This is a genomic window from Amycolatopsis palatopharyngis, from assembly GCF_003385185.1.
In the GTDB taxonomy this organism is placed as follows: domain Bacteria; phylum Actinomycetota; class Actinomycetes; order Mycobacteriales; family Pseudonocardiaceae; genus Amycolatopsis; species Amycolatopsis palatopharyngis.
On the sequence record NZ_PQHZ01000026.1, the window covers coordinates 69,455 to 87,912 of the forward strand.

Below are 18,458 nucleotides of genomic sequence, written 5' to 3' on the forward strand. Positions count from 1 at the left end.
AGGATGGTCCCGCTCGCGGTCGTCAGCCCACGCCTGGGCCGGCCGGTCGTGCCTGCTGTGCACGTTGTGCTTGCTGTGCTTGTTGTGCCTCTTTCGACACCCGCGTCAGCAGTTGCTTTCCGCCGTCGTAGGCGAGGTGCAGCGCGTCGGCGCCCGCGACGACCGTGAGCATCGTGCTGATCAGCCGGGTCTGCCGCGGTGCGAACGCCAGCCCCGCGGTGAGACCGGACGCGACCCAGACCGCGAGGCAGAACGGGCAGGTGAGCACCTCGCCGACCGCGTGCTGGGCTCCCTGCCCGCGGACCGACTCGTTCAGTTCGGACTGTCCCGCAGGCTCCTGGTAACGGGTGAACGGCGCGCGCAGCGGGCTGGTGATCGTGTCCTTGGCCAGCAACCTGCTGGCCTTGTGCGTCGCGATGGTCAACAGCACGGTGTCGCCGAGGCCGACGCGTTCGGGTACCCGGACACCGAGCGCCCGGCCGGCGGCGGTGAGCGCGCCGGCCAGGGCGCCGTAGGTGCCCAGCACCACCACGTATCCGCGCAGGGGGCGCTGTGCGTCTCCCTGGTACAACTCGCGGATCCGGCTGGCGGTCCTGGTCAGTGCTGACATTCGCAGCTCCTGGTTGTGGTCCGGCTGTTGTCCGCGAGGCTGGCTCAGGAACGGTCGACCGTCCCGACGCGCGAACGCGCGCCACTGGGCAGGAGGCCGAGGAGGATCATCCCGATTCCGAGACCGAGATGCAGCCAGTTGTCGGCGTCGTTGAGCGGGACGAAGTTCGCCTCGCTGTCCTGGTCGATCACCAGTCCGTAGATCCACAGCGCGAGGTAGATCACCCCGCCACCGATCAGATACGCCTTGGCGCCACCGGGACGCATCGCCATCGCGAAGCCGACGATCCCGAACGCCAGATGCACCAGGTTGTGCAGGATCGACACCGCGAAGATCCCGAGCAGCAACGCATCGGAGTCCACCGACCAGAACTCCATCCGGTCGTACTGCGTCGTCACACCCGGGACGAAGCCCAGGATGCCGACGAGCAGGAACACCGCGGACACGGCATATGCGGCCATCCGCACAGGTGAGGTCGCCGGCTTGACCGTTTCACTCACTTTGTCACCTCGATTCGGTGATGGCTGTTTTCCGAACACTCCGCGTACCCGGAGCGCCACCGGTCAAACGCGCGTTCACCCCCTCGTGATCGTTCCGGGTTTCGGGCAGGCAGAAGCGGGAACACCAGGGCTTCTGGCGAGTTCCGGTGCCGAGGAGGCGAGTGTGCGCCTGCGCAAGAGTGATATCGCGGACCTGGTCTCCGAGCAGCCCTCGTTCCAGGTACGCGAGTGGCGGATCGACCGGATCGGCTGGTTGGTCATGGGCCTGATCGTGATCGCCGGCCTGCTGGGCGTGTGGGGTGGCGGGCTCGCCGGTGACGCGACGGTATCGGCCGGCGACGGCAGTATGTCGGTGAGCTACGACCGGTTCGTCCGCAACCTCGGGGAGAGCACGCTGGTCGCCGAGTTTCCGCCGGGCAGCGCGGAGGAGGGCTCCGTCAGCCTCGCCCTCGACCAGGCATATCTGACCAGCAACGAGGTCCAGTCCGTGACGCCCGAACCGGACTCGGTCACCGCGCGGGACGGCCGTTTCGTCTACGAGTTCTCCGCCGCGGGGGACGCTGCCCTGACCGTGCGGTTCGACCTGCGTCCTAGCTCCGGGGCCGGGGTACGCACGGCGACGATCGAAAGCGGTTCCGGCGGGCAGGCTTCGCTCTGGCAGTTCGTCTACCCCTGACGCGGCGACGGGAACGAGGAGTACACAGTGGACATCATTCTGCGCGCGCTGGTCATCTACCTGATCCTGATGCTGTTGTTCCGGCTGTCGGGAAAGCGAACACTGTCCCAGGTCACGACCTTCGACCTGGTGCTGTTGCTGATCATCAGCGAGGCCACCCAGCAGGCGCTGCTCGGTGACGACTTCTCGATCACCACGGCGGCGCTGGCGATTCTCACCCTGGTGTCGCTCGACCGCGTCGCCGACATGCTGAAGTCCCGCTCCACGGCGTTCAGCAGGCTGGCCGAGGGAGCGCCGCTGGTGCTGGTGGAGCACGGCAGGCCACTGCAGGAGCGGCTGCGTAAGGAACACATCAGCACCGACGACATCCTCGCGTCGGCCAGGAAGAGTCAAGGCCTGTTGCGGATGGACCAGATCGAGTACGCCGTGCTGGAGAGCTCGGGCGGGATCAGCATCATCCCGGTGCAGAGCGAGTCGGAACGGGAGAAGAACCGGGAGGCGAGCCGCCGCATCGCCCGCGAGTCGGAGGAGTCCTGAACCGGTCGCTAACCCATCGCTGGACGACCCGGTGGTGGTGCGACCTCGTCCAGCACGCCCGACTGCCCGGCCAGCGCCGCCGCTTCCGTACGGGTGCCGACCCCCAGTCTGCGCAACAGCGTCGCGGTCAACCGCTTGACCGTGCGCTCGGAGACATGCAGTTCGGTCGCTATCTGCGCGAGGGTTCTCCCGGTGGACAGCAGCCGCCACAATCGCCGGTCGGCATCGCAGAGTTGATCACGTAGCCGCCGGGCGGCACCGCCGGTCGCCGCAAGGTGTTCGAGTACGGGTCCTGGAAGGACGGCCCAGCCCTCGATGAGTGCCAGCAGTGGCGTGAGCAGGTCCTCGGGTTCGGCGGTCTTGCTCAGCACGCCCCGGGCTCCGGCGTGCACGGCCCGCAGGGCCGGTTCGTGGTCGTCCTCGCGCGCCATGGCGATCACGGCCGCGGCCGGTTCTGTCCGCCTGATCGCCGAGATCGCCCGTAAGCCGCCGGGTGCGGGCAGGCCGAGGTCGACGAGCGCGAGTTCCGGGCGGTAGCGGCGAACGGTGGTGGCGGCGTCGGACGCGGCACAGGTCGTGGCGATCACCTCCGCCCGCCCACCGCTCATCGAGGGCAGGAGCATCGCCAGCCCGCGGCTGAAGAGGGGTTGCGGATCGACGACCACGATCCGTACGGGACGGGGCTGTCCCATATCCCACCGCTCCTGCCCGTCCCGAGGAATCCGCCGCTCGGCGGGTTCCCCTTTCGTGCGGACCTAAGCGTGCTCCGGCTGGCCTTTCCGGGCCAGGTTGGGCCGCGCGGGGACAGCGAACCCGGCAAGGCTCACAGATGTGACGGGTCCATCGCAACGAGAAGGAGCGCAATGTTCTATCACGTCCAGACTCTGCAGTTCGAGGCGAAACCGGATGGCCCGGACCCCGCCTTCGCGAAACGCCTGCAGGAGATCCTCGGAGGAAAATGGGGTGAGCTGACCGTCGCGCTGCAGTATCTGCAGCAGGGCTGGAACTGCCGGATGCCGGGCAAGTACAAGGACATGTTGCTGGGTATCGGCACCGAGGAGTTGGCCCACGTCGAGATGATCTGCACGATGATCGCGCGGCTGAACGAGGGCGCGCCGATGTCGGTGCAGGAGGCGGCTGTCTCCGACAATCCGATGACCGCCGCGATCTACGGCGGATCGAACCCGCAGCACCTGATCAACAACGGTGGCGGGGGCTACTACCAGGACAGCAGCGGGGTGCCGTGGCTGGGCGCGTACACCACGTCCTCCGGCAACCTGATGGCCGACTTCCACCTCAACGCCACCGCGGAGATGCAGGGCAGGCTGCAGGTGTCGCGCCTGTACAACATGACCGACGATCCCGGCGTCAAGGCCATGCTGCGGTTCAACCTCGCCCGCGACCACATGCACCAGCAGCAGTGGCTGGCCGCCATCGAGGAACTCAAGGCGGACGGGCTGGAGGGCCTGCCGGTGCCCGAGGCCTTCCCGAACGAGTCCGAGCAGAATCTCGACTTCGTCAGCCAGTACATGAACTGCAGCGATGGCACCCAGGCCGGTGCGGGAAGGTGGGCTTCGGGGGAGATGCCCGACGGCAGTGGCCGCAACTTCACCTACACCGACAATCCCGAACCGCACGGCGATCGGCCTGTGCTGCCTCCCGGCGATCCCCGGTTGTACGGCACCCCGCCGCCGGACGAGGCCAAGGGGAACGAGGCGACCTGACGCCGCGACCGAGGCGCACACGATGGGAGCCCCGCCGAGATCGGCGGGGCTCCCATCGTGTGTCCGCCCGTCCGCCGGGACCGGAGCGCGGCACACGGCGACGGCGTCCCGGAGCGCGGTCCGGGACGCCGTCCGACCGTCAACCAGGACGGCCCGGCACCCACGGGGGCAACGCGGGTGCCCGACTTACGCGGGGTCAGTCCTCGTCGTACTCCTCGTCCTCGTGCTCTTCGTAGTCAGCCTCCGTGTTCGCACTGGAGTGCACCGTGCTGGACCAGGCGCCGTCCTCACCCGCGCCGTACATGCCGCTGGTGTAGGTGGTGCCGTAGGCGTTCGCCCCGGAGGCGGTGAACTCCAGCATCGCGCCATCCGGACCCGCGTGTGAGGAGGACTCCGCGAAGTAGGTGCCAAAGCTGCCGTAGCCGTCATGGTGCTCGCCGTGGCCACCGGCGTAGCTCTGCGTACTGACCGTTCCGGCACCGCCGTCACCGGCCCACGAGGTGGTCTCGTCGTAACCGCTGTCCGCGGAAGCGATACCCGCGGTGCCGAACGCGAGCGGCAGCGCCAGTGCGCTGGCCACCATGGCGCGTCGAACTGTACCCATGCGATGATCCTTTCTCTGTCCTCTGGCAGAGGCAGGACCTGGTTCTTCCGACTCCATGTTGCACAGGAAGACCAGGTCCTGTTCTTGTATGGAACTGGCTCGGCGTGAATGTCGAGCCGAGAACGGAGTTCCACCCTGTCCGCGGATTGATGCAGGCAGGCGCCGGGTTCACTCGATGAGGCGGCGGCTCACCGGCGATTACTTCATACGGTGTCCACTTCAACGGCCATTGATCATCCGGCGGTGTCGGTAGCGGGCACGACACGGCCCCGAACCTCACCGAAACCGATCCGGGCGCTGCCCGGACCCGGTGCGGTGGCCGAGATGTTCACCTCGTCACCGTCCCGCAGGAAGGTCCGCTCCTCGCCGTTGACGTCGACGGGCTCCTTACCGCCCCAGGTCAGTTCGATGAACGCACCGCGCTGGTGCTTCTCCGGGCCGGAGACGGTGCCGGAGGCGAACAGGTCGCCCGTGCGCGACGAGGCACCGTTCGCCGTCAGATGGGCCAGCATCTGCGCGGGCGACCAGTACATGTCCCGGTACTGGGGACGGGAAACCTCCTGGCCGTTCCACTCGACGGCGAGCTCGATGTCGAGGCCCCACGGCTGCCGCTCGCGCAGGTAGGGCAGCGGCTGGGGGTCCTGTGGCGGGTTGGCGGTCCTGGCGGACTCGAGCGCGAGCATCGGCACCACCCACGCGGACACCGAGGTCGCGAAGCTCTTGCCGAGGAACGGGCCGAGCGGCACGTACTCCCACGCCTGGATGTCGCGCGCCGACCAGTCGTTGACGAGCACGGCGCCGAAGACATGCCGCGCGAAGTCCTCGCAGGACACGGCTGTGCCCATCGCGGAACCCGTGCCGACGACGAAACCCACTTCCGCCTCGATGTCCAGCCTGCGGGACTCGCCGAAGGAGGGCTGCTGTTCATCCGGGGACTTGCGCTGGCCCTGCGGGCGCACGATGCCGGTCCCGGAAACCACGACGGTGCCCGCGCGGCCGTGATAGCCGACCGGCAGGTGTTTCCAGTTGGGCATCAGCGGCTCCGCGCCGGGACGGAACAGCCGCCCGAGGTTCGTCGCGTGGTGTTCCGAGGCGTAGAAATCGACGTAGTCGGCGACCTCGAACGGCAGGTGCATCGTGACCTCGCCCGCGGGATGGACCGCGTCGTCGGGGACGTCGCCGGACACCAGATCGAGGATCCGCTCGCGGACCGCGACCCAGCGCTGTTGTCCCTGCGCCATGAAGCCGTTCAACGATCGTCCTGCGAACACGTCCTCGCCGAGCGCGACGGCGAGATCCACCACCGAATCACCTACCCGGACCCCGACGCGGCGCGCGGAACCGGGCGTGGAGAAGACGCCGTAGGGAAGGTTGTCGAGCCCGAACAGCGAGTCGTCCGGGATGGCGATCGTGGTCATGCTTTCTCCTTCGCGGACCGCGGGCCGATCAAGCCGGCCTGGACGAGTCCCAGTTCCACCAGTTCGGTGAGGGGGTCGGTGATACTGCAGGTGCCGAACGACCGGAACACGGCACGGGCCGCGTCCACGCGCCGGCCGGACAGCTCCGCGACCCTGCTCGCCACGGTGTCCGGTGAACGTTCGGCGAGTACACCGGCGAGTTCGCCGGACCCCGGGCCCCGCAGCGCCGCATCGACGGCGAGCAGCAGGTTCAGGAATCCGTGCTGCTCGAACCCGGTTTCGGGGTCGGTGTTGCGGACCGCGTGGTGCAGTCCGGCGGTGGCCTTGAACCGCACCCCGGCCGTGACGACGGCGGCGATCGCGGCGGCGAGTTCCCGCTCGTCCGGATACAGCTGCGCGGTGACTCCACCCGTGCGGAACTTCGCCTGATAACGGGTGGTGGCGAGGATGTCGATGATCTCCGTCCTGCGCTCGTCACGGGGCACCTCGACGAAAACCTCCACCTCCTCTCCGGCCACCCGTACGGCCAGGTCCAGCTCGGCGAAGAACCGTGCCGGTGCCGTACCCGCTGGCACGGCGACCTCGAGTGCGCGCAGTGCCACCGGGAGCTCAGCGGCCGCCGCGAGTGCGGGTCCGGCCTGCGCCGGTCCGGCGGGCAGTGTGACCGCGAGATTGAGCGGGTCGTCCTGCCCCAGCAGCGGAGCGAGGTCGCCCAGGTTTGGTGCGGCGAGGATCAGCGGTCCGACCAGCCCGGCGTAGCGCTCGCGCTCGTGCTCGCGGTGTGCGGGTACCGCCTGGCTCAGTGGCATCAGGCCCGGCGGGAACACGGCCGCGTCGTCGCAGAGCCCCCGTGCGAAGGCGGGCACCGCCCCCGGTGCCTCTTCCGTTCCCGCCGTTTCCGCTGTCTCCACGCGAACCTCCACGTTTCCGGCGCCAGATCGCTCCGCCAGCCTGGCACATCTGATTAATACATGTACTACCTTTGTCGGCAAGCGGCCCCTTTGCGTGCTGGCTCAGTTGCGGCCACGGATCTCGAACTGGTCGCGGTTGGTGATGAGCTTCTCGAGCAGCATGACCAGGACGCGCTGCTCGGCCTCGGTGAGCACACTCGTCCACTCGTGCTCCCGTTCGTTCTGCTCCCGGAAGACCTCCACCATCTCCCGCTCGCCGCGCTCGGTGAGAGACAGGCGGACGGAGCGTCGGTCGTGCTCGGCGGGAGAGCGCCTGATGAGCCCGTCCGCGACCAGTGTCTTGGTCAGGTTTGACACGGCTGCCCGGCTCATTCCGGTCAGTTGTGCCGCTTTCGCCGATTCGAGGGGACCGGCGAGCCAGGTCACGAACAACAGCCGGAAGCTCGACCAGGACCGGCCGCGGGGGCGGTGCACGGAGGATTCCAGATCGTAGGTGACGATGTTGGCAGCGCGGTTGAGCGCCAGCAGGACCTCGGTCGCCGACTGGTGGCGGAACCCGTACTCAGTCGACAGCCTGTGGTTGGCGAGGTCGACGAACGACCAGAAGTCGAGTTCGGGCGCGGGCTGCCGCGCGTCCTGCTCGCCGTCCGATGGCACTTCGGTCATCCCGCAAAAGTAGTACACAGCTGAACTTGTTCGCGACCTGACCGGAGGCATCCCGCGCGCCGATCCAGCGCCGGGTCCCGCCGGGATGGCACATACTTGTCGCCGTGCCCGCGGACTGGATTCTGCACGTGGACCTCGATCAGTTCATCGCCGCTGTCGAGGTGGCCCGGCATCCGGAGTTGCGCGGATGCCCGGTGGTCGTCGGTGGTTCGGGTGATCCGACGGAGCGTGCCGTTGTGGCCACGGCTTCCTACGAGGCCCGCGAGTTCGGGATCACCTCCGGAATGCCCCTGCGCACCGCGGCGAAGCGCTGTCCGGACGCCGTCTTCCTGCCGTCCGACCCGCCCGCGTACGAGGAGGTCTCCGAGCGGGTCATGCTCGTGCTCCGGAGTTTCCCCGTGGTCGTCGAGGTGATCGGCTGGGACGAGGCGTTCCTCGGTGTTTCCTGCGACGCGGACGAGCACCCGGAAGCCCTGGCCGAGGACGTCCGGGGAAAGGTGCTCGCCGAGACCGGACTGTCCTGCTCGGTGGGCATCGGCGACAACAAGCTGCGGGCGAAACTCGCGACGGGGTTCGCCAAACCCGCGGGCGTCTTCCGGCTCACCCGGGACAACTGGGTGGAGGTGATGGCTCATCGGCCGCCCGACGCGCTCTGGGGAATCGGCGGCAGGACCGCCACCAAGCTCGGCGCCCTCGGCATCACCTCGGTGGGCGAGTTGGCCAGGGCGGACAAGGCCGCGCTCGCCGAACGGTTCGGTCCGACCATGGGGCCGTGGTTCCGCCTGCTCGCGCTGGGCATCGGGGACAAGACCGTGGAGGCGACGCCGTACGTGGCCCGCTCCCGTGGCAGGGAGCTCACCTTCCAGCGAAACCTCACCGACCGTTCGGAGATCGAAGAACAGGTGGCGACACTGGCCAGGCGGGTGGCGCAGGACGTGCGCGCGGAAGGCAGGCCAGCGGTGCGCGTCGGGGTGAAGGTGCGGTTCGCGCCGTTCGTCACCCAGACCAGGAGTGTCACGCTTCCCGAGCCGACCGCCGAGGCCGGGGACATCGAGCGGGCCGCGCTCGCCGTGCTGAGCCGGTTCGAGCACGGCAGGCCCGTCCGGCTGCTCGGTGTGCGGGCCGAGTTCCACCGCCCGGACACCAAGGACTGACCCACCCTTCGGCAGCCGTGCCCGCGGCCACCGCGCTTTCCCGGGAAAGTGCGAGGCTGGGGCCGGCGAGACGTCCTAGGCTGCCGGCATGAGCACGCCAAGCGAATACGACGTCTCGGCCATCCGAACCCGCTTTCCCGCGCTGACCGGCGAGGTGGCCTTCTTCGACGGGCCGGGTGGTTCCCAAGTGCCGGCCGCAGTCGCGGAGGCGGTGGGCACGGCGATGGTCTCCCCGGTGTCCAACAGGGGGACGGTGACGGCATCGGAACGGCGCGCCGACGAGCTGGTGACCGGGGCGCGGGCGGCCGTCGGGGACCTGCTCGGCGCGGACCCGGGAGGTGTCGTGTTCGGCCGGAGCATGACCCAGCTGACCTACGATTTCGCCCGCGCGCTCGCCAAGCGGTGGCGGCCTGGCGACGAGGTCGTCGTGACGCGGCTCGACCACGACGCCAACATCCGGCCATGGGTGCAGGCGGCGGAGGCCGCGGGCGCGACCGTCCGCTGGGCCGGGTTCGATCCGCGCGCCGGTGTGCTCACGGTGCGCGACGTCGTCGAGCAGCTCTCCGCCCGCACTCGCCTGGTCGCGGTGACGGCCGCCGCGAACCTGCTCGGCACGCGGCCCGACATTCCCGCTGTCGCGGAAGCCGTGCATGCGGCAGGGGCACTGCTCTACGTCGATGGTGTCCACTACACACCGCATTCCACTGTGGACGTTCAGGAGATCGGTGCCGACTTCTTCGCCTGCTCGCCGTACAAGTTCCTCGGGCCGCATCTGGGTGCGGTCGCGGCGGACCCCGCGCTGCTGCGATCCCTGCGCCCGGACAAGCTGCTGCCCTCCAGCGACACGGTCCCCGAGCGGTTCGAACTGGGCACACTGCCCTACGAACTCCTTGCGGGTACGGCCGCCGCGGTGGACTTCCTGGCGGAGCTCGCGGCGGGAACGGGAAATCGCAGGGAGCGGCTGGTTCGGTCCATGGCCGCACTCCGCGTGCACGAGGACGAGCTGCTGGCGAGAGCGGAGGAGGGGCTGGCCGCGGTACCTGACGTGGTACTGCACGGCGATCCGGGCAGGGCCCGGACGCCCACCCTGCTGTTCACCGTCGATGGTCTGTCTCCACGCGCGGTCTACGAACGGCTCGCGCTCAGCGGTGTCAACGCCCCGGCGGGGCACTTCTACGCGCTGGAATGCGCCAGATGGCTCGGCCTCGGTGACGCGGGCGGTGTCCGTGCCGGTATCGCGCCCTACACCGACGAGTCCGATGTGGACCGCCTTGTCGCCGCTGTCGGCGAGATCGCGGCGGCCGGGGGCCGAAGCTGAATCCGTCCGTGGTGCTACCGCGGCCGGCCCTGCCGGAAGCCGGTCTGACTCGACACGTCCGCGCCCTCGTGCCAGCTGACACCGAGCCCGGACAGGGCGACGGCTCTGCTGATGTCGGTCGGGGTGACGATGCCGACCAGTGCGCCCGCGTCGTAGACGAGGGCGCGCCCGTCGGCGCAGGAACCCAGCCGGGGCAGCAGGTTCGTCAACGGCTCCTCGGGTTCGGCGAGGACGATCTCGGCGGGAGGGCAGGCCGCCGCACGTAACGGGGTCCGCTCACGATCCTCTGGTGGCACGGCCCGCAGGCGGTTGAGTGTCACCATCCCCTGCAACCTGCCCGCGTCGTCGAGCAACGGGAACGCGGAGTGTCTGCGTACCAGCGCGATGTCGCGCAGGAAATCGGCCACGTTCCGGTCGCCGTGTGCGACGTCCGGACGGGGGGTCATGACGTCGCCGACGCGAGTTCCGGAGAGCGCGGTACCCAGCCGGGTCTGCTGCTCCTCGGCGCTGGCGACGTGCACCACGAAGAGTCCGATCAGTATCCACCACAGGCCTACGCCATAGCCGAAAAGCAGCCGGACGAGGCCGAGGGTGATCAGCAGATAGCCGAACCACCTGCCCGCGCGTGCGCTCCACACCGCGGCCTGATGGCGGTCGCCACGCCACGCCCAGAGTGCTGCCCGCAGCACCCGGCCACCGTCCAGCGGCGCCGCGGGAATCATGTTGAACACCGCGAGCAGCACGTTCACCCCGGCGAGATACAGCAACATCGCGCGGAGCAACGGCTCCAGGTCTCCCAAGATCACCAGCAGGGCCGCGAGGCCGAACACCGCGCCGCAGGCGAGGCTGACCAGTGGCCCGATCACGGCCACCCGCAGGTCCGCGCCGGGAGTGCGCGGCTCCGAGCGCAACCGGGCCACCCCGCCGAGTAGCCACAGGGTGATCCCGTCGACCTCGATCCCGTTGCGCCGGGCGACAACGGCGTGGGAGACCTCGTGCGCGAGCAACGAGACCGCGAACAGCAGCGCGATGGCGATGGCGGTCGTCACATACGCCCATACCGGGTATCCGGGAAGCACGTCGGGCAGCTGGGTCGTGCTCAACCCCAGTACGAGCAGCAGGACAATCCCGAGCACACTCCAGTGCAGGCCGATGCGAACGCCGAGGATTCTGCCCAGTTTCACCGTTTCCGTCATCGCCGAACGAGATTCCTTCCCCTGTGCGCCCTGGTGACACCGGCGGTGCCACCGACGCCAGGTTTGCCGTCGCGACCGTTGCCTAACCGCCCGCCGCGCTCATCCGCGGTTTTCGTTCCCGTGTCGTGACGGGAGGCGAGTGATCCTGCGGTGTTCGGGTAGCCGATCGGTATGGGACGGGAGAACGGCCCGGAGATCGCCGTCGTCGGTCAGGTCGCCAGGGATCTCGTGCTTTGCGTGGACGAGATCCCCGAGGCAGGCGGAACGCGGCCCGTACGCCGGCGCCAGGAGGTACTCGGCGGCAAGGGGGCCAATCAGGCGGTCGCCTGTGCCCAGCTCGGCGCGGGTACGGCACTCGTCGGCGTCGTCGGTACCGATCAGGTGGGAGACGACGTACTGGCGCAGGCGCGGGCCGACGGTATCGACGTGTCCGGGGTGGTGCGGCGGCCCAAGGCGAGAACCGGCCTGATCGTGGACGTTCTCGAACCCGGCGGCCGCTGGCACTACCTGGAGGACCTGCCCGAGGAGGTCCTGCTCACCGAGGCCGACGTCGAACAGGCCGGCGAGCTGATCGAGGGGGCCGGGTCCGTGCTGGTGCAGTTGCAGCAACCCGCGGGCGCCGCGCTCGCCGCCGCGCGCCTCGGTGGCGCCAATGGTGCCCGCGTGGTGCTGGACGGCGCGCCCGCCGAGGACGATCGCCGGTCCACGTTGCTCGCGGCCGCCGACGTCCTCCGGCTGGACGCGAAGGAGGCCGAACTCGCCTTCGGGCAGCACATCCGCGGTGCGCACGACGCGTTGCGCGCCGGCCGGGACTTCCTGCGGCAGGGCCCCACGCTGGTCGCCATCGACGTGGCGGGACAGGGCAATGCCTTCGTCTGGCCCGATGGTGAGCTGTTCCTGCCCCTGATCGACACCGAGGTCGTGGACACCACCGGGGCGGGGGACGCCTTCACCGCCATGCTGGCCGTGGCCCTCGACCACGGCCGGTCTCCCGGGCAGGCCGCGCGCGCCGCGGTCGCCGCCGCGGCGAGCAGTGTCGAACGCGCGGGTGGCAGGCCTGCGCTGACCGGAGACGCCCTGCGGGTGCAGCTGGCCAGACTCGATGCGATAAACCCTGCCTGATCGCGAATCGGTACACGCCGCGAAACAATCGTGAATCCGTCGATCCCGCAGCCGGAAGTCAGCCGTCAGCAGCGGCCTGAGCGGGGGCGATCCCGCGAGGTGCGCGTCCGGTGTCCGAATGATTTGGAATAATCGAAATGGCCGACAAATGCGCAGGTCACACGTAACTCGTTATTCACTCGTGACCCGGTTGTGTCCCGTGGTGGGTCGCGTTACCTTCGAAGTGTTCGGTTGAGCCAACAGCCGTCCGGAGCTGCGCCCGGCCAGACGTGACGTCGTTAGTTATGCGTTGGTGCTACTCCACACAGCAAATCGCGTGTGAGGAGGCTGTCCGATGGACACAACCGCCCCTGTGCCACCTGCTCTCCGTCCGGCACGGACCGAGGAGTGGCTCACCGTGCGTCGTGCCAAATCCGCCGGTGTCGCCATCGTCCAGGTGATCGGCGAGGTCGATCTGTGCACGAGTGACACCGTCAGTACGAACGTCACCTCCGCGTTGACCGAGCATCCGTCGGGTCTCGTGATCGACCTCCTCGAGGTCACTTTCTGCGGCTGCAGCGGACTGAACGCGCTGGTCGCCGCCGACGACAGGGCTCGGCGGTCACGTAAGCCGCTGTCGCTGGTGTGCGCGGGCAGGACCGTACTGCGTCCGTTGGAGTTGACCGGTCTCGCAGGCCGCTTCCGCATCCACGAATCGGTGCCGCAGGCCGTGCGGAGTCTTCGGCACCTGTCACTCGCGGGCTGAGCGGACGTCGCGCCGGGGGCGGTCTGATCTGGGCCACACATAGGGCAGATCGTCCGGCACGTCGGGAAACCAGCGCCGGTAGTGGCCGGGGTCCTTGCGAACGAGCGCCGACTGGTGGCTGCGATGGAACTCGGGATCGCCGACGCACGGCGGGAGTTCACCCGCTCCCGCCAGTTCGGCGAAGCCGCGTACCGTATCGCGGCCCACCGAGGTCGCGAGATCCGTACGCAGGCTGGTGGCGCAACTGTCCGCCCTGCCCGCGGCTGTCCAGTGCTCGCAGATGTCCAGGCCGTACCGCGTCAGCGACTCCTCGTATCCCGCCCACATGGCCGCGGCGGGGTGGTGCCGCCAGCCGTGTCCGGGCACCGTCAGCGCCCGAAGCAGCTGCAGTGTCTCGACCCGTTGCTTGCCCAGCCGCCGCGGGTCGAGGATGCGGGCCGTCTCGGCGAAGTCGGGGACCGGAAGGAACGTCTGCATCGGCGGACTCTTTCTGGGCGGCGCGGCCTCCTCGGGCGTACCGGCCCCGTTCAGGCACGTCCCCGTTCGCCCTGTGACTCGTCCCTGTCGTTTTCGGTCTCTTCGTTGTCGCGCCTCGCGGCTTCGGCCTCGGCGCGCTCACCCGCCTGCCTGCTGCCCTCAGCGGGCTCCGAAGGATGCGCACCCCGGACCCGGTCCTGCTCCGTCATGTCGTCTCCCTGCGTTGGTTACCCGTGATTCCTGGTGTCGGGTGCCCATCGCCGCGGCGGGTAATCACACAACCCGACTTTGCAGTTCCAGGCCCCGACTTTGCAGTTCCAGGGCCCGAGTTGGCAGTTCCGGGCCCCGAGTTGGCAGTTCCGGCAGCCCATTCGGCGAGCCGCGGCTCGAGCTGGGTGTAGAGGTCGGGGTCGAGGCCCATCCCGGTATGACCGCTGCCGACCTCGACGCGCTCGGCATACGGGTCGAGACACAACTGCCATGGCACGATCGCGTCGGACTGGGAGTACACCGTCACGGCGGGCACCTGCGGGGGAAGTGGCGCGGTCAGTGCCTGTGAGCTGGCGCGGAAGCAGGCGCCGGAGAGGCAGTCGTCGGTCAGCAGACCGGGCACTCCCAGCGTCGACAGTCGCGCGAGTTTCTTGGCCGCACGGACGGCTCGCGGATGGGCACCGAGGGGATCGAGCACCGGGGACGCCAGCATGACCAGTCCCCGCGTGAGGTCGGGCCTGCGGCGGGCGACCAGCCGCGCCAGCCAGCCGCCCCGGCTCTGGCCGAGGAGGATGACCCTTCGTTGCGTGGTCTCGGCATGTTTCTCGAGTCTGCGTTCGATTCGGTCCACGAGCTCGGTGGTGCAGCCCAGGTTCAGTCCGATGCGTGCACCCGAGGGCCGATACCCGCGGGCACGTAGCCACCTGCGCGTCAGCTCGAGGCTGCGATCGCCGCACCCGAATCCCGGGACAAGCAGCACACCCTGGCCTGCCCCCTGATTTGGATTCGTCCCGCGCCAGGTGGGATGGCGCAGCAACTGCGGGATCATCACGAGCATCGTGAACAGAACCTGCTCTCGGGCCGCCGCTCGCAGATCGCGGGCCGCGTATGCCACGGTTTCCTGCGGTCTCCACATCTGCGAGCCTCCGATCTTCCGGCGTCCCTGTGCAGCGACTACCCAGGAGAACGGCGTCGACACCTGAACCTCTACCGCTCGCGGGCCCGCCGGAACTGCCAACTCGGGCGCCGGAACTGCCAACTCGGGCGCCGAAACTGCAAAGTCGGACCCGGAAACTGCAAAGTCGGGCCCTGGAACTGCAAAGTCGGGGCGTGGATCTGGTGGGCTGGTTAGTGCGTGGACTCGCCTACTTTGAGGCGGGCGTGGTAGCGCTGCCTCGCTTCGAGGATGACCGGCGAACTCAGCCAGGCGACGGGGCGCACGTCGACGAGCAGTGGTTCGTTGTCCGGCCCGACATCGACGGAACTTCCGGAAAGTATCCAGGGGTAGGCGCCCTCGCGGAGTTCACGCAGGTACTGGCAGACCCGCCGGGCCAGCCAGTCCTCGAGTGGAAGTGTCCACCAGCCGGGCGCCGGCAGCGGATTCACCGCGATGCCGGGCATCAGCAGGCCACTCTCGTGGTCCGTGCTGGGGTGCAGCGCGTCGGCCTCCGGGCCCGGCGAGTAACGCAGGTACGGGGCCAGGCCGGCCGCGACGAGTTCGGTCAGCTCGCCGAGTCGCCGTACCGTGAACATGTCCGAACTGGTCGCTTCCACTCGATTGCCCCAATCATCCGAGGTGCACGGCAGAGACTTCCCCGCCCTCGCGCCCTTAACCCACGGACTCCGGTCCGGAGATACGGCAGGAAGCTCGCGGTCCCAGGGTTGACGGCACACCCGAACGGGAACCCGGTCGAAACGACTGGAGGAGGTGCGCGATGACGACCACCGGGCGGAAGACGTGGGGTGTGGCGTTCGGCGTGCTGGCCGGGTGCGGCCTGGTCGCCGTCGGCCTCGGGACCAGCGTGTTGTGGCTGGTGTGGCTCGGCGTCGCGCTCGCACTGGTTGCGCTGTGTGCTTGGCCGTTGCTCGGGATGGGCAGAGATCGAAACGATCCGGGCCCGGATTCCACTCTCGAAGGAGCTGACCGCTCGCCCCGCGCCACCGGTGGCGACGTGGAGCCGGAGGACGCCGATCAGCACAGTACGACCGGGCCCTCGCGCAACGACACCTTCGTCGGCCGGGTCGCGGGTTCCGACACCGGGTCCGAGGAGACCGGGGGAGCCGAACGGCGGTCGTGGGAGGGCGAAGAACGCGGACGCGGCGAAGGCCTCGATCGGCCACCCGGTGGACACTCTCGATAACCGATCGGTCACCCGTTCGGGACGGGTTCCATCTTTCGAGTCGGGCGAGCTAACGTGGACGTCGTGTCGAGCTTGACCGATATCTGGGTAGAGTCCGCAGCGCGCAGAACCCTGGCCCGTCTGAACGAGCAGATCGGCTCCGCCGGGCTTACTGCCGTTGCGGCGACACCGTGGCTTGCCGCCGCCGTAGACCAGCATTCGGCCGCGGTGCGCGACATCATCGAATTCGGTGTCGAGGGCTCAGCGGCGATGGCCGGGGTGGTACTCCTCGCCGGCTATGCCCGCGGTCTGCTGGACCGCGCACGGGAGACCGGCTGGACGGTGCCCGTGCCGGTGGAGGGCAAGCCGTGGGCACACACGGACTGGATGACCACCAGGTTGCTCGGGGTGTGCGCCCTGGCGAGAACGATCGACGAACCACAGCCGCGGCTCGACGACATCGACCCCACCGAACCCGCCTTCGGGAACGGCTGAGGCGGCCGGCTACGGCCGACCGCCTCAGCGCTGCTCCTGACTGGTTCCTCGTTCAGCTGTAGCCGCCGGTAGCCGGCGGCATCTGGCCACCCTGCGCGGTCTCGCTCGGCCGCGCGGCGTGGGCTGGCTGCATCTTCTCCGTTGGCTGCTCGGCGCGGGTGGCGTCCTCACGGCCGCGCTTGTACGCCTCAGCGTGCCCCTTGAGAGCGGGAGCCTCGTTCTCGGCCTTGCCGAGCCAGCGCTCCCAGCGCTGCTGCATCGGCCGGATCAGGCCACCGCCCGCGCCGACGACGAGCACACCACCGATGGTGGCGAGCACCGTGATCAGCACCGGAGTGGTAACCGTGGTGGCGACACCGATCTGGTTCAGCGCGGCGATGATGCCCAGACCCCAGATGAACACCGAGGCGATAGTGGCCAGTACGCCGCCGTAGGACAGACCGCCGAGCGCGCCGCTGACCATGTCCTTGACCGCCCTGGCGATCGCGCCGGCGACGACCACGATGATGATCGCCACCGCGGCCTGCGGCAGCCAGGCCACGATCGCGGTGAGCAGGTTACTCACCGGGTTCGGTCCCCACACGCCGAAAGCGAGCTGCAGGGTGATCAGCAGGACCGCGTAGTACACCAGTTTCGCGATGATGTCGGATGCGTCGAACTTACTCTTGGCGAGCATCTTCTTGATGCCACCACGTTCCACGACGCGGTCGAACCCAACTCGTTCCAGCACCTTGTCGATGACCTTGGCCAGTGCCTTCGCGATGATCCAGCCGATCACCAGGATGACCAGGAACGCCACGAACTTGGGCACGAAGCTGGCTACGGCGCTCCACGCGTCGGACAGTCCCTGCCCGAAGTCGACCTGCGCCAGGTTGTAGGAAGCCACGACTTTTTCTCCCTTCCCTTCAGGAGCACGCACCGCCCCACTCGAAGCGGCGTCGTGCACGGATACCCAGGGGTAGGCAGCCCACACATCAGGGCGTAACACTCCGGCGGGAAGCGGCGGTACCTCCGACGGAAGCGCTCACCCCATCCCCACTGCTCTATTCGCTCGTTCGGGCGATGCCTTGGGGAGTTTGACGAGGTCGTGAGGGGAAACTCGGAAGATCACCGGGCGTGCGGGATGGGAGTACGCGATGGAGGCACATCTGACCCACAAGGGTGAGGAGCGCGAGAGCCCTGGGCGCCCCGCGGCCCGGCCCTCGCCCCGGGCGTCGCGGCGGCCACGAGGCGGCCCCGCAGCAGCGCATCACCGCGTCACCGCTGTCCGTCCCTGCAGGCTGGTGTTCGGCAAGGGAAGATCAGTCAGGGTCCTCACCTCCTATCCGGTTCGCCGCGGACTGGGGCTGTACAGCCTGGCGACAGCGGTGCGGTTCCGCTGCACCGCTTGCTGGCACCAGTGCGAAGCGACATTGATCGCCGTCTGGGCTTGCGACGGAAGGCCCGTGTGCCCCTCTTGTTACGGGCAGCTGGGCAGGGAAGAACCGGGAGTGGCAGAGGCGGCCGGATGAGTGGACGTGGCCGATCCAGGTCTTCCGCCGGTCCGTCGAGCGCCGGACTGAAGGCCGATCCGGCGGACTCGACGGTCTCGCAGCGCCATTTTCGCTGGTCAGTGCGTATATCGATCACAAAGTGACCCCCCTGTTTTCGCCGGTTCAGTGGGTGTGTAATCTTCTTCTTGTCGCCAGGGAGACCGGGTCGGCGGAGCGGGAAAGAGAGCTTCGACGGGACGGGTTACCAGGCGGGGGATCACGAACCAAGCTCCCACGGTGTGGTAGAGTGGATGTTCCTGATCGGGGCCGCTAGGTCACCCCGGAAGAATCGAAAGATTTGACTAGGGTAGGCTGCTGCCTCGGGATAATAACAAGCTTTTCGCGTAGTGGTGTGTTGCTTGAGAACTCAACAGTGTGCTAGTGAACTAAGCCAGTAGAGCTTATGTATGAGAATACCCTTTGTGGGTTTCTTTGAGTGATTG

22 protein-coding genes are annotated in these 18,458 nt (G+C 68.5%); 9 read left to right on the forward strand and 13 right to left on the reverse strand.

Going from position 1 to position 18,458, the window contains the following annotated elements; genetic code table 11:
* Positions 1-22: 22 nt before the first annotated feature.
* Positions 23-610 (reverse strand): DUF1360 domain-containing protein, encoded by a 588-nt coding sequence (locus tag D0C15_RS19930; protein WP_116047725.1) that lies wholly within the window; start codon positions 608-610, stop codon positions 23-25.
* 44 nt (positions 611-654) lie between these two features.
* Complete coding sequence (locus D0C15_RS19935) at positions 655-1,071, reverse strand: DUF4383 domain-containing protein (protein ID WP_116047789.1); 417 nt, start codon at positions 1,069-1,071, stop codon at positions 655-657.
* 124 nt (positions 1,072-1,195) lie between these two features.
* Between D0C15_RS19935 and D0C15_RS19940 the strand changes: the two genes are divergently transcribed.
* Both D0C15_RS19940 and D0C15_RS19945 read left to right on the forward strand, forming a co-directional pair.
* Positions 1,196-1,786 (forward strand): hypothetical protein, encoded by a 591-nt coding sequence (locus tag D0C15_RS19940; RefSeq protein ID WP_245976038.1) that lies wholly within the window; start codon positions 1,196-1,198, stop codon positions 1,784-1,786.
* Positions 1,787-1,813: 27 nt separating this feature from the next.
* A complete protein-coding gene (locus D0C15_RS19945) occupies positions 1,814-2,323 on the forward strand; it encodes a DUF421 domain-containing protein (RefSeq protein ID WP_116047728.1) in 510 nt (169 codons plus the stop codon).
* A gap of 8 nt (positions 2,324-2,331) precedes the next feature.
* On the opposite strand, the gene D0C15_RS19950 is transcribed toward D0C15_RS19945, so the two are convergent.
* Positions 2,332-3,015: a response regulator gene (locus D0C15_RS19950; RefSeq protein ID WP_116047730.1), complete on the reverse strand. Its 684-nt coding sequence runs from the start codon at positions 3,013-3,015 to the stop codon at positions 2,332-2,334.
* A 171-nt stretch (positions 3,016-3,186) separates the two neighbouring features.
* Here D0C15_RS19950 and D0C15_RS19955 point away from each other — a divergent pair, with 171 nt between their 5' ends.
* Complete coding sequence (locus D0C15_RS19955) at positions 3,187-4,047, forward strand: manganese catalase (RefSeq protein WP_116047733.1); 861 nt, start codon at positions 3,187-3,189, stop codon at positions 4,045-4,047.
* A 196-nt stretch (positions 4,048-4,243) separates the two neighbouring features.
* Here the strand turns inward: D0C15_RS19955 and D0C15_RS19960 are convergent, their stop codons facing one another.
* The 4 genes from D0C15_RS19960 to D0C15_RS19975 form a co-directional block, all read right to left on the reverse strand.
* Complete coding sequence (locus D0C15_RS19960; RefSeq protein ID WP_211323267.1) at positions 4,244-4,651, reverse strand: hypothetical protein; 408 nt, start codon at positions 4,649-4,651, stop codon at positions 4,244-4,246.
* 233 nt (positions 4,652-4,884) lie between these two features.
* Positions 4,885-6,069: a fumarylacetoacetase gene (fahA, locus tag D0C15_RS19965; RefSeq protein ID WP_116047738.1), complete on the reverse strand. Its 1,185-nt coding sequence runs from the start codon at positions 6,067-6,069 to the stop codon at positions 4,885-4,887.
* Positions 6,066-6,980, reverse strand: coding sequence for a hypothetical protein (locus tag D0C15_RS19970; RefSeq protein WP_116047741.1), 915 nt, complete (start codon positions 6,978-6,980; stop codon positions 6,066-6,068). The genes fahA and D0C15_RS19970 overlap by 4 nt, the downstream gene beginning before the upstream one ends.
* A 102-nt stretch (positions 6,981-7,082) precedes the next feature.
* Positions 7,083-7,646: a MarR family winged helix-turn-helix transcriptional regulator gene (locus D0C15_RS19975; protein WP_116047743.1), complete on the reverse strand. Its 564-nt coding sequence runs from the start codon at positions 7,644-7,646 to the stop codon at positions 7,083-7,085.
* A 104-nt stretch (positions 7,647-7,750) separates the two neighbouring features.
* On the opposite strand from D0C15_RS19975, the gene D0C15_RS19980 reads away from it, so the two are divergent.
* Positions 7,751-8,800, forward strand: coding sequence for a DNA polymerase IV (locus tag D0C15_RS19980; RefSeq protein ID WP_116047746.1), 1,050 nt, complete (start codon positions 7,751-7,753; stop codon positions 8,798-8,800).
* Positions 8,801-8,888: 88 nt separating this feature from the next.
* The gene (locus D0C15_RS19985) at positions 8,889-10,118 is read left to right on the forward strand and encodes a cysteine desulfurase-like protein (protein WP_116047748.1); all 1,230 of its coding nucleotides are present in this window, start codon (positions 8,889-8,891) and stop codon (positions 10,116-10,118) included.
* A gap of 14 nt (positions 10,119-10,132) precedes the next feature.
* Here D0C15_RS19985 and D0C15_RS19990 read toward each other — a convergent pair whose 3' ends face one another.
* Complete coding sequence (locus tag D0C15_RS19990) at positions 10,133-11,314, reverse strand: site-2 protease family protein (RefSeq protein ID WP_116047751.1); 1,182 nt, start codon at positions 11,312-11,314, stop codon at positions 10,133-10,135.
* Positions 11,315-11,485: 171 nt separating this feature from the next.
* Here D0C15_RS19990 and D0C15_RS19995 point away from each other — a divergent pair, with 171 nt between their 5' ends.
* Both D0C15_RS19995 and D0C15_RS20000 read left to right on the forward strand, forming a co-directional pair.
* Positions 11,486-12,436, forward strand: coding sequence for a PfkB family carbohydrate kinase (locus D0C15_RS19995; RefSeq protein WP_116047753.1), 951 nt, complete (start codon positions 11,486-11,488; stop codon positions 12,434-12,436).
* Positions 12,437-12,770: 334 nt separating this feature from the next.
* The gene (locus D0C15_RS20000; RefSeq protein ID WP_116047756.1) at positions 12,771-13,181 is read left to right on the forward strand and encodes an STAS domain-containing protein; all 411 of its coding nucleotides are present in this window, start codon (positions 12,771-12,773) and stop codon (positions 13,179-13,181) included.
* Here the strand turns inward: D0C15_RS20000 and D0C15_RS20005 are convergent.
* The 4 genes from D0C15_RS20005 to D0C15_RS20015 all read right to left on the reverse strand — a co-directional run bounded on the left by D0C15_RS20005 (position 13,167) and on the right by D0C15_RS20015 (position 15,401).
* Positions 13,167-13,658 (reverse strand): MSMEG_6728 family protein, encoded by a 492-nt coding sequence (locus tag D0C15_RS20005; RefSeq protein ID WP_116047758.1) that lies wholly within the window; start codon positions 13,656-13,658, stop codon positions 13,167-13,169. The genes D0C15_RS20000 and D0C15_RS20005 overlap by 15 nt on opposite strands.
* Before the next feature lie 50 nt (positions 13,659-13,708).
* On the reverse strand, positions 13,709-13,867 hold the full coding sequence (locus D0C15_RS34195) for a hypothetical protein (RefSeq protein ID WP_162830160.1): 159 nt from the start codon (positions 13,865-13,867) through the stop codon (positions 13,709-13,711).
* Entirely contained in the window at positions 13,864-14,784 is a 921-nt protein-coding gene (locus tag D0C15_RS20010) for an alpha/beta hydrolase (RefSeq protein ID WP_342768588.1), read from the reverse strand. The genes D0C15_RS34195 and D0C15_RS20010 overlap by 4 nt, the downstream gene beginning before the upstream one ends.
* Before the next feature lie 212 nt (positions 14,785-14,996).
* Positions 14,997-15,401: a DUF6098 family protein gene (locus tag D0C15_RS20015; RefSeq protein ID WP_116047796.1), complete on the reverse strand. Its 405-nt coding sequence runs from the start codon at positions 15,399-15,401 to the stop codon at positions 14,997-14,999.
* A 182-nt stretch (positions 15,402-15,583) separates the two neighbouring features.
* Here D0C15_RS20015 and D0C15_RS20020 point away from each other — a divergent pair, with 182 nt between their 5' ends.
* Together D0C15_RS20020 and D0C15_RS20025 are read left to right on the forward strand one after the other, a co-directional pair.
* A complete protein-coding gene (locus D0C15_RS20020) occupies positions 15,584-16,009 on the forward strand; it encodes a hypothetical protein (protein WP_116047760.1) in 426 nt (141 codons plus the stop codon).
* A gap of 63 nt (positions 16,010-16,072) precedes the next feature.
* Positions 16,073-16,483, forward strand: coding sequence for a DUF6401 family natural product biosynthesis protein (locus D0C15_RS20025; protein WP_245976039.1), 411 nt, complete (start codon positions 16,073-16,075; stop codon positions 16,481-16,483).
* 52 nt (positions 16,484-16,535) lie between these two features.
* Here D0C15_RS20025 and D0C15_RS20030 read toward each other — a convergent pair whose 3' ends face one another.
* Positions 16,536-17,369: a mechanosensitive ion channel family protein gene (locus D0C15_RS20030; protein ID WP_116047762.1), complete on the reverse strand. Its 834-nt coding sequence runs from the start codon at positions 17,367-17,369 to the stop codon at positions 16,536-16,538.
* Positions 17,370-18,458 lie beyond the last annotated feature (1,089 nt).

What these genes read in the sequence shown, in the direction of transcription:
- D0C15_RS19930 (WP_116047725.1), bottom strand. Translation starts at nt 610, where the DNA reads ATGTCAGCACTGACCAGGACCGCCAGCCGGATCCGCGAGTTGTACCAG.
- D0C15_RS19935 (WP_116047789.1), bottom strand. Translation starts at nt 1,071, where the DNA reads ATGGCCGCATATGCCGTGTCCGCGGTGTTCCTGCTCGTCGGCATCCTG.
- D0C15_RS19950 (WP_116047730.1), bottom strand. Translation starts at nt 3,015, where the DNA reads ATGGGACAGCCCCGTCCCGTACGGATCGTGGTCGTCGATCCGCAACCC.
- D0C15_RS19955 (WP_116047733.1), top strand. Translation starts at nt 3,187, where the DNA reads ATGTTCTATCACGTCCAGACTCTGCAGTTCGAGGCGAAACCGGATGGC.
- D0C15_RS19960 (WP_211323267.1), bottom strand. Translation starts at nt 4,651, where the DNA reads ATGGGTACAGTTCGACGCGCCATGGTGGCCAGCGCACTGGCGCTGCCG.
- fahA (WP_116047738.1), bottom strand. Translation starts at nt 6,069, where the DNA reads ATGACCACGATCGCCATCCCGGACGACTCGCTGTTCGGGCTCGACAAC.
- D0C15_RS19975 (WP_116047743.1), bottom strand. Translation starts at nt 7,646, where the DNA reads ATGACCGAAGTGCCATCGGACGGCGAGCAGGACGCGCGGCAGCCCGCG.
- D0C15_RS19985 (WP_116047748.1), top strand. Translation starts at nt 8,889, where the DNA reads ATGAGCACGCCAAGCGAATACGACGTCTCGGCCATCCGAACCCGCTTT.
- D0C15_RS19990 (WP_116047751.1), bottom strand. Translation starts at nt 11,314, where the DNA reads ATGACGGAAACGGTGAAACTGGGCAGAATCCTCGGCGTTCGCATCGGC.
- D0C15_RS19995 (WP_116047753.1), top strand. Translation starts at nt 11,486, where the DNA reads ATGGGACGGGAGAACGGCCCGGAGATCGCCGTCGTCGGTCAGGTCGCC.
- D0C15_RS20000 (WP_116047756.1), top strand. Translation starts at nt 12,771, where the DNA reads ATGGACACAACCGCCCCTGTGCCACCTGCTCTCCGTCCGGCACGGACC.
- D0C15_RS20005 (WP_116047758.1), bottom strand. Translation starts at nt 13,658, where the DNA reads ATGCAGACGTTCCTTCCGGTCCCCGACTTCGCCGAGACGGCCCGCATC.
- D0C15_RS34195 (WP_162830160.1), bottom strand. Translation starts at nt 13,867, where the DNA reads ATGACGGAGCAGGACCGGGTCCGGGGTGCGCATCCTTCGGAGCCCGCT.
- D0C15_RS20010 (WP_342768588.1), bottom strand. Translation starts at nt 14,784, where the DNA reads ATGTGGAGACCGCAGGAAACCGTGGCATACGCGGCCCGCGATCTGCGA.
- D0C15_RS20015 (WP_116047796.1), bottom strand. Translation starts at nt 15,401, where the DNA reads ATGTTCACGGTACGGCGACTCGGCGAGCTGACCGAACTCGTCGCGGCC.
- D0C15_RS20020 (WP_116047760.1), top strand. Translation starts at nt 15,584, where the DNA reads ATGACGACCACCGGGCGGAAGACGTGGGGTGTGGCGTTCGGCGTGCTG.